Here is a 9445-nt window from a genome sequence, read left to right on the forward strand (position 1 = left end):
ATATTTTTGATTCAACAACATTGTCATCACCCCCCGTTAGTTTTGTCCTTAAGTTTCGATGTATTGTTTTAGCATTTCTAATAGCGAACTGCCCACAGCCAGCAAACAATAACCTTGAGATCAAAAGTATTCTTTACATACATTCTATCTAATTTGAGGAAATTCCTTTTTCAACCTTTTGGCTTACGCCAACCAAAATTCATCCCCTCCCTACTCATTGGGCTTCACCCTTCTCATTCCTTGAGGAAGGGGAATTCTTTTGGAAATATGTTAAATTAGAAATTTATCACAATGTATATTTTTCCACAAAAGATGTTTTTTGTCAAAAAATAGTTAAAAAATAATATCTATTCGTAATTTTAAAACCAACTAGGTTATGAGAAAAGAAGAGTTAAAGATTGTTTTTTATGCCTAGTCTATTGAGGGGCACATATTATTTCAGGAAAATCGTGCACGTTTAGACACATTTTGAGCATAAATTAACTGACTTCCTGTAAGTGGACAGCAACAATTCAAAGAATAACCCGCAACACCTGAAAAAAATTTTTAACGTTTTAGGGGGGATTTTGTTTTGTTAGCCCAGTACCAGCGTTCTTGTAACTTGGGACAAAGTAGCAAATGATTATAAAAAATTCGTGACTTGATGGCATGTATCAATGCCTCTCCCCCCTAAATTATTTGTGATTAAGGATTAGCAGTGTAATTTTGTGTTTCCATCTTACGTAGTTAACATAAGTTCAACAAAAAAGAGCCTAATCAACAGGCTCTTCCTTATATATTTTCATTCAAATACCATAACCCAATATCGTTCTCCGGGTTCTCCTTCTTCAACAACTTTCTTCCAACCTTTATTTTCATAGAATTTCATTGCTTTTTTATTCTCAGATACACACTTCAATCTTAGTGGCTTATTCATTTTTTCTATAGAGGCACCAAGCAAAGTACCACCAACACCCTTACCGAAAAAATCGGGATGAACAAATAAATTATGTATAAAGTTTTCTGGCAAGTATAAAGAAGCAAATCCAAGAATATGATTATTTTCTTCTGCTAAAATAATATACTCCCCAACAGTATCCTTATCAAAATCTTCTAAAGTCATTTCCTCTATGTCCGCCCAATGGAAATTTTTACGACGTGATTCTAAATATATCAGCCTTAAAGCAGGATAATCTAATTCATTTGCTACTCTAATATTCAACTTGTCACTCCCACTTTCTTTTATATCATGAATTTAACTTTTGATTTTATGCAGTTCCTTTAAAACAAAATTTTCTCGATGTATCCACCAATTTTGTTCACATTGGTTAATGATATTTTCATTTTGATTAATCGCCTCATCAAGCCTTACCCATTGTGGTGTATATTCTTGTTCAAGCTCATAGCCTTCTAATTTTTGAGCGGTTTTCTCGCCATTCACTTCACAAAAATAATAATGGGAATTCATTTGAAATATAGCATTCTCATCATATTTATCTATATGCCTTTCAACGACCACACCCATTTTATCTCTAATTACACAGTTAAGATAACCCGTCTCTTCAGCTACCTCTCTCATTAATCCTTCTGCATGACTTTCATCCTTTTCAACCCCTCCTCCAGGAAATATATAATCTCCTAAGTTAGAATGAACGAGAAGGATCTTATTGTCTTGAATAATAATAGCTCTGACAGCTTCTCTGTAGTTGATCTTAACTTTGTTTTCATCAATTTCCGAAATTCCTAATAATGCATTCAATATCTGAATACCTCCATTCTTTTAAATCAAATGATTCATTTTTTAAAAATTAACTTCTGACCCATCTACATACACCGCACTTCCCGAAATCTCAACTTCTAAAGAGTCATTCCATTCTTTTCTCACCATTACTTTTACTCGTCCATCTTTTCCCATTTCGTGTCCCTGCTCTACTAAAAGTTCTTTTTTCTCTTTAAACTCTTTATCAATAAACGTAACGTAATATGCTCCCATAACTCCGGAAGCTGTGCCCGTTACTGTATCTTCTATTGTACCAGCATATGCTGATGAAAAATGACGTGCATGCATGTGAGCATTTGAGTCGTATGTTTCAAAACAGAACGGATGAATGGAAGCTCGAGGCATTTCTGCTAAGATAGATGGAAATAACTTATTGTTAGGTTTCATCTTTTGAAACGATGCTAGATTTTTCACAGGAACCAATAAAGTCCAATTCCCTGTGCTTCCATATACAATTGGTAAATTTTCTTCTAAATCATTCTCATGTAAACCGATCGAAGCAGCTAACTCTTCTCTTGAACCTTGAAATTTTTGAAACTGTGGACTTGCTTGTTCCATCGTTATGTATGGTCTACTGTTGGAACCTAACTCTACTTGTATTGGTAAAACCCCTGCTTTCGTTTCAATCGTAAAGTTTCCTGTCTCTTTGATTAAGCCTTTAGTCTGCAGTGCGTAAATGGCAGCTACAGTTCCGTGACCACAAAGATCCATTTCATATCCTGGCGTAAAATAACGAATTCTCCAATCTGCTACGCTTGACTGCATTAAAAAGGCAGTCTCGTTAAATCCCACTTTATAAGCTATATTTTGCATCTCATCATCTGTTAATTTGTCAGCATGTAAAACAACCCCTGCTGGATTTCCCTTATTTGGTTTATTGCTAAATGCATCATAATGATAAACTGTTACTGTATTCAATGGATTCATCCCTTCATTACATAAAATTCAAGAAATCTATTACTTCAGACTTCCCATATATACTAATCCGTTAGAGCGGTTGCCATTCATCGTCACATATTCTACTTTTTCATATTCTAACTGCTGAAAATCGCTTGTCCATTCTTTTACTCGTTCCTCATTGTGATGACGTAACACAGCTCCATCAGGTAACTCAAATACACCGTATGTATGATACTTTTCATAGTATTGGTTATACCGATTTATATTTCTTTCATCATCGTTCAGTAAGAAATCGTTAATATAAACGCCCCCAGGCTTTAATACTCTTTTCACCTCTTGTAAAATGGCTTCCTGTTCTTCATTCTTATAGACACAAGTTAATACCGCAAATAACAACACTGCATCGAAAGAATGATCTGGAAAAGGAATCTTTCCACTCTCAATCACCTCAAAACGGATATCATTATTATGTAACTTTGTTCGCTTGATCATTTCCTCTGAAAAATCTACACCATATAACTTTATGAATTGATTTTGTTTTAGCTCAAGTAACGTTCTTCCATATCCACATCCATAATCTAATATAGCTGCTTCTTTGTTCACATAGTTTGAAAACCATTCAAATTGAAAAGGTGTAGTAAGTTGTTTTTCATTCGCTACTTCATTCCAGTATTCTTTTTGGTGATTCATCTCCTGCATCCCCCATACGATTCAAGAAGAAAGTTTTTAAAATACTTTCCAGTTTTTCCAGTTAGAACTTCGAAATCATATTTTATATCAATCTGCCAAGAAACCATCTCATCAAATTGTCTGATAAAAATGTTTTAAACTATAGAAAAAAAGCATTAGACTGAAAGATGTTTACTGTACATGAAAACACTTTTTGCTAACGAAAAACCAAAATATCACAAAATCTTTAAAAGTCCCTTCGCATAATAAGTGCTATCGGTAATTAGGAAGGAATATCACTTATAAAAAAACTTTACACTTTCTTACGTTAACTGAATGTCGTATTTATCTAATAAATCTTTGAAAGTGGGTCTTTCATTTCCATCTCGTCCAATTACATGTGTGGCAGTCACTAATGAGTTCAAAACAGCCTCTTCAGTAGCCTCACCAATAGCTCGAAATGCTAAGTCTATATCTTCTTCGTGAATCATTGGAACCGAAATGCAATGTGCAGTTTTTTCATGGGATATTTTTGTAGCTGTTGAAAAACCAATTACCACCTCACCACTTCCAGTTGTAATGATAGAACCAGTACGAGATAAGCCTGTTATCGTTCTTTTTATAATCCGGTTTAGCTGCCTTTCTGATACAGGGAGATCCGTTCCAACAATTATGATGATTGAACCCTTATCTTGTTCCTCACGCGATTGCATGATAGCATCTCTCAATTCTTCTCCAACAGCTTTTCCATTCACTTTTAAATCACTCAAGATTCCAAAGTTAGATAACACTAAAACACCCATCGTATAAGTTCCATGTTCCATTCTCATTCGTCTGGAGGCAGTGCCAATACCACCTTTTAATGAATAACACAGCATGCCAGTTCCTGCTCCAACAGTGCCCTCTTGAACTTCGGATGAGGCATTATTTAATGCTTGAATAACATGTTCTTTAGTTATAAATCTAGCTCGAACATCGTTTAATAGCATGTCGTTGCATTCACATACGATTGGATTAACGGTTCCAGTCGTTCGTCCAATTTCTGGATTATGTTCTAGCATATATTCAATTAATGCATCTGCAGCTGTTCCGATACTTAATGTATTCGTTAAAATTATGGGAGATTCTAATGTACCTAGCTCATTGATTTGTATAGTTCCCATAGTCTTGCCAAATCCATTAATTACATGGCTTGAGGCAATTAGTTTTCCCTTAAATATATTGCCTTGATGAGGAAGTATAGCTGTGACACCTGTTTGTATATCCTTATCACTAAGAGTTACATGCCCAACAGTAACTCCTTCAACATCTGTAATAGAGTTATAGTAGCCTGTTTCTAAGCGTCCTATTTTCACACCATAATCTCTTATTCTTTTTTGCCTTAACATAAATAAACCTCCATTTTTCCAAACAAATGTGTTCAAATCAGATTATAGTTGATTCTATTTTTATGAAAAATATTCTTTAGGACAGATCCTAAAGAAACTTGTTGCTAATTCTTTCAATAAAGAAGATATATCCAAACCACAGAAAAAAATACAACTGCAAAAAATAACGAAGCAACTCCTTTTATACGTTCCACACCACTAATCCACTATATAGAAACAACGATCGAACATTTCCTTTTATTGTTATTCATCTTATACTATATAAAAATCCTCTCATTACAGGAATGATATAAACTACAATCTGTATTCATAAAAAGAACATATTTGCAACACGTGACACCATTTTAATGTATAAGCAAAAAATATAAATCATTCACCTATTCATTTTTGAAAAAATACTTTGAGGAGCAATTTGCATATGACATTTAAACGCAATCGATTACTATACGCAATGATGACCATCATTGTAATTATATTAGGGCTAACATCAAGAAGAATAGCTCATGTGTTACCACATATTTTGAATACATACTTAGGAGATGCACTGTGGGCGTTAATGATTTTTGTTGGTTTTGGTTTTATTTTTAAAAGTGCTCATACAAAAACCGTTGCGTTACTAGCTATATCATTTTGCTATATCATTGAATTTAGCCAACTGTACCATGCTAGTTGGATTGATCATGTTCGAGAAACCATTTTAGGTGGATTAATATTAGGTTATGGCTTTTTATGGAGTGACTTATTGGCTTATGCAATAGGCATTGGAATAGGTGTGATAAGCGAAATGTTATTTGTATGGATTCGAAAACCTAGCAAACTGATATAACTAACCTCTAGACCTGTATTCGTACATATGGCTAATACATGTAGCTTAGATTTTCCATGTATTAGCCCATTGTACATTTAATATACATTCTACGTCGTTTAATGAAATAATTTACTTCTGCTTTTTCAGTACAACGATTGAACAAACATTCGAATAACCGGTTGTCTTTATGCATGTTTATATTCATTTCATATTCAAATAACACGAAGTTTTTATGTATCCAGTGTTTTGACTTATAACATAAGGTATCATTTCAGTACAAGTATACCTTATTCTTGTTCTTTCATATTTTTTGTACCAGAACTCCTTTTTCGATAGATAAAAAGTCAAATTCGGCCACAAAACCTTTTCCTTGTGGACTACAAGCATATACCCCACATTGAAATACTTGTCCCTCTGTATCTTCCATTAATCTAGCAATTCGTAGTTGATTCCACTCTCGTTCCATTAGTTCACTTAGAGAAGGCGTTTTATCATCTTCAGCTTCCAAAAATTCGACGATATAATCTCCAGATTCCCTACGAATACGAAAATATAAATCTAATGGCCCCTGAGTATAATTTTGAGTAGACCAATCTGAGTATCCATGATTTGTAACAACTGCGCCAAGTTTACATGAGCCATTTGGTTCGTATTCAATAGATGTTTTGATCCAACAATCTTTAGAAAAGCGAACCATTAGTCCCGCTTGATCATATTGATGCACAGGATATGATCGTACTCTAGTCGTAATAATGACATCCTCATTCATTTCTGTATAAAGAAAATGCCCATTATCAACAGCAAAACCATAGTGAGTTTTTTGCCAATAATCAGTCCTCTCATTAGGTTCAATGATAAGACCAGCGCTTTCCTTCATTATATTCCAATTCTCTGGTTGACAATACCAATTTAAACTGGAATGAATCGTATCACTTCGAAACGTTTCATATAATGCTAATGAATTCATCGAATATATCCTCCTATTTTTTCTCAATTATTACCATAATAATGATTTTATCAAATATTCCAATAAACATAAAACGGCTCATAATTTCTTTCTTGTTCTTCTACTCATGCCCATCAACTTAAGGATGGAAATAAACTGAACTTTCGTGTAGCTGAGTTCAAACGTTCTTAACATTGAAAGGAAAGGAACTACGCTTCTTCTTCACGATATTTCTCCCTTTTTTCTCTCCAAATGATATATACAATACATGAAACGGCTACAATGATTGGAATCGCGATAAAAGAACCGATGAAAGGATAAGCCGCAAGACAAAGTATACAAGCTATTACAGCTAACACCTTCCCCAAGACATTTGTAATCAACTTCACTCCAGCTGCCGTGCCAACAACATAAGTGGCGATTGCTAATGAGTTAGGAATAAATACTAACTGTTCTAACCCAATGTCAAAAATAAAACTTAACAATAAACCCATTGCTGCAATCGATCCTACTAATAAAACCGCACGACTAGGGGTTGAATATTTTTTATTCATGTGATCCAACCATGAGGGTGCTAGGTGTTCATGAGATAAGGAATAACCTAACCGACTCATACTTGCAACAAACGCGTTGTTTGTTCCTAAACATATAATAAAAGCGAGAATTGCTGTTACCCAGGCACCATTTACCCCTGCAACTTTTTCCACAACTTGGGCTAGCGCTGCATTATTCATAGCCTGATTAACAGTTTGTTCTACTGTTGAATAGGATTCCGTACCAATTACAGCCAAAATAATGCCAAAGTACAAAACACCGATTATAACAATAGCTCCCCATGTAGATCGCATGATGTTTTGTTTTCTTGGATTTTTAAATTCTGGTGCTAAGCTGGAGATAGCTTCCCATCCAAAAAATGACCAAAAAATGAGCATTGCAGATTGACCAATTGGAATGAGGCTACTTTTTGTAATATGGAGTGTTATGCGCTCAAGGTTAATAACTGGAAAAGCTAACACTGATGTGCTCAATAGAATGAAAAATGTAAGCCCGGCCAAACATAATTGAACTTTCCCACTTGTTTGTAATCCCACATAGTTTCCGATAACCGCAATGATGAGCAATACACTTGCAATGACATAAGCAGCAAAATGTGGCAAGTTAAATGCAAAAGCTATGTAAGTCCCACCTGTTAATGAGACAATGATTTGTCCTACGCTTCCTGCAATGAAAAAAAACCATCCAGAGAGAGCGCCTACATAATGCCCAAAAGCTTTATTCGCAAAGGTCAATATTCCTCCTGAACTAGGGAAATCAATTGAGAGAAAGGCAAATGTACAGGCTAATGGAATACTAAGAAGTATCATCATGGTCCATGCAATTAATGCGTTTGCCCCCGCGATACCAGCTGTCATACCAGGCAATATCAAAATTCCAGATCCTAAAACAGCTCCGACATATAAGGCGATACCTTGTGGAACTGAAATGGTTTGCTTCAATAATTGTGACAAAATCATCCTCTCCTTACTATTTATGTATAATTTCATTATAGAAAGTTATTTCCTTATTTTATATAAACTATTGAATATTTTAGACTGTTTAAACTTTATATTTTGAATAAATAACAATATAATTATTTACAATTAGGAAGAGGAGAGGATAACTTTGGATAACATTGACCGAAAAATAGTAGAACTCCTTCAGGAGGATGGCCGAATAACAATTATTCAGTTATCGAAAAAATTGAATCTTAGTCGCCCTAGTGTAAATGAGCGCTTACGGCGATTGCAAGAAAATGGGGTCATTCAAGGTTTTACAGCACGTATTTCTCATGAGGCAATTGGAAAAGACACACTTGTAATCATTCAAATAGGAAACTTAAAAATAGAGTGCCACCGATTTGAGGAGATCATTAAAGAGGAAATGGATATTCTAGAGTGTCATAGAGTGACTGGAACAAATAGTTATTTTATGAAAGTGGCAGTTGCCTCAATGAAAGATGTAACAGCCCTCGTAGATCGACTTATTCCTTTCGGACAATTAAACACATCTGTAGTACTTTCATCACCTATTATGTATCGCCCTTTGCTCCCTGTTCATGATTGCTAAGTTTCATTTAAATTGAAAGGTATCACTCTATAAATTCAGGTTTTTGTTATTGAACGAATGATTAATACGTTAAGAAATGTATTTCTCCTCAAAACGAAAAAACAGTTGATACTTTTTAATTCATTAACTGTAGAAATTGAAAATTTTCGTTTTTGGGGTACTTTACAATATTAACTTGATGGATGTGTGGCGGTACCTCTTTTACAAATTTTATACACTTAAGGAATTTGTAAGGATTAAGTAAGAAAAACGAGAGCTTTGTTTCGTATAATCAAAATATAAAGTGAAGGGGAGAACGATATGTCATTTATATTAAAAACAAATCAACTTACAAAATCGTTTGAAGGAAGAGAGATTGTTTCTAGGGTTAATATGCATGTGAAAAAAGGTTTGGGAGATTACTTGCAGATATTTTGAAGTTTTTGCACCAGAACCCTAATTACCATACCTGTTTTTACCATCACATATTGGAGGTTAAAACATGAATAAAAAAAAGAAAATACAAAAATCAGCACTTTCCTTTACCCTACTCTTTTCTTTAGGCGTTTCATCTTTCCCGCTTACAACAGCTATTCACGCAGATACACGTGAGGAACAATCTGCAGAAAAGAAACTAGTCTCTTTAACGGAGCGTACATCATTATTTTTTGAATATCTCCAGCAAGGTAAGTATGCAGAGGCACTCCAGTTGACGTCTGCTGCTTTTCAATCCAAGTTTACAGCAAACACATTACAAAACTGGTGGACACAAAGTGGCGGAAGCGGGATAAAAAGCATGGGAACACCTGTAATAAAAGAACGAAACTTGGTCCATCAGACGGTGGAAATTCCAGGAGCTATTGAAGGAACTACCATACCGCTACTCCTTA

At 34.7% G+C, this 9445-nt stretch carries 10 protein-coding genes and 1 pseudogene; 3 read left to right on the top strand and 8 right to left on the bottom strand.

What is annotated here, in order from left to right; translation table 11 throughout:
- Positions 1-781 precede the first annotated feature (781 nt).
- The 6 genes from BR72_RS16770 to BR72_RS16790 form a co-directional block, all read right to left on the bottom strand.
- Positions 782-1201: a GNAT family N-acetyltransferase gene (locus BR72_RS16770; RefSeq protein ID WP_035434710.1), complete on the bottom strand. Its 420-nt coding sequence runs from the start codon at positions 1199-1201 to the stop codon at positions 782-784.
- Positions 1202-1234: 33 nt separating this feature from the next.
- Positions 1235-1738: an NUDIX hydrolase gene (locus BR72_RS16775; RefSeq protein WP_081904917.1), complete on the bottom strand. Its 504-nt coding sequence runs from the start codon at positions 1736-1738 to the stop codon at positions 1235-1237.
- Between the two features lie 42 nt (positions 1739-1780).
- Complete coding sequence (locus tag BR72_RS16780) at positions 1781-2677, bottom strand: PhzF family phenazine biosynthesis protein (protein ID WP_035434712.1); 897 nt, start codon at positions 2675-2677, stop codon at positions 1781-1783.
- Between the two features lie 39 nt (positions 2678-2716).
- Positions 2717-3349, bottom strand: coding sequence for a class I SAM-dependent methyltransferase (locus tag BR72_RS16785; RefSeq protein WP_035434714.1), 633 nt, complete (start codon positions 3347-3349; stop codon positions 2717-2719).
- Complete coding sequence (locus BR72_RS26470; RefSeq protein WP_331280395.1) at positions 3346-3480, bottom strand: aminoglycoside 6-adenylyltransferase; 135 nt, start codon at positions 3478-3480, stop codon at positions 3346-3348. Before BR72_RS26470 ends, BR72_RS16785 begins: the two co-directional genes overlap by 4 nt.
- A gap of 171 nt (positions 3481-3651) precedes the next feature.
- On the bottom strand, positions 3652-4716 hold the full coding sequence (locus BR72_RS16790) for a DmpA family aminopeptidase (protein ID WP_035434715.1): 1065 nt from the start codon (positions 4714-4716) through the stop codon (positions 3652-3654).
- 418 nt (positions 4717-5134) lie between these two features.
- On the opposite strand from BR72_RS16790, the gene BR72_RS16795 reads away from it, so the two are divergent.
- Positions 5135-5542, top strand: a complete 408-nt coding sequence (locus BR72_RS16795) for a ribosomal maturation YjgA family protein (RefSeq protein ID WP_035434716.1) — start codon at positions 5135-5137, stop codon at positions 5540-5542.
- A gap of 283 nt (positions 5543-5825) precedes the next feature.
- Here the strand turns inward: BR72_RS16795 and BR72_RS16800 are convergent, their stop codons facing one another.
- Entirely contained in the window at positions 5826-6491 is a 666-nt protein-coding gene (locus BR72_RS16800) for a DUF1349 domain-containing protein (protein WP_035434717.1), read from the bottom strand.
- A 188-nt stretch (positions 6492-6679) separates the two neighbouring features.
- Positions 6680-7978: an APC family permease gene (locus BR72_RS16805; RefSeq protein WP_442852848.1), complete on the bottom strand. Its 1299-nt coding sequence runs from the start codon at positions 7976-7978 to the stop codon at positions 6680-6682.
- A 154-nt stretch (positions 7979-8132) separates the two neighbouring features.
- Here BR72_RS16805 and BR72_RS16810 point away from each other — a divergent pair, with 154 nt between their 5' ends.
- Both BR72_RS16810 and BR72_RS16815 read left to right on the top strand, forming a co-directional pair.
- Complete coding sequence (locus tag BR72_RS16810; RefSeq protein ID WP_035434719.1) at positions 8133-8576, top strand: Lrp/AsnC family transcriptional regulator; 444 nt, start codon at positions 8133-8135, stop codon at positions 8574-8576.
- A 481-nt stretch (positions 8577-9057) separates the two neighbouring features.
- Positions 9058-9445 (top strand): annotated as a pseudogene (locus tag BR72_RS16815) (alpha/beta hydrolase); the annotation flags it as partial.

Origin of the sequence: Bacillus sp. UNC322MFChir4.1, assembly GCF_000746135.1 — a bacterium.
Classification (GTDB): Bacteria; Bacillota; Bacilli; order Bacillales; family Bacillaceae_G; genus Bacillus_A.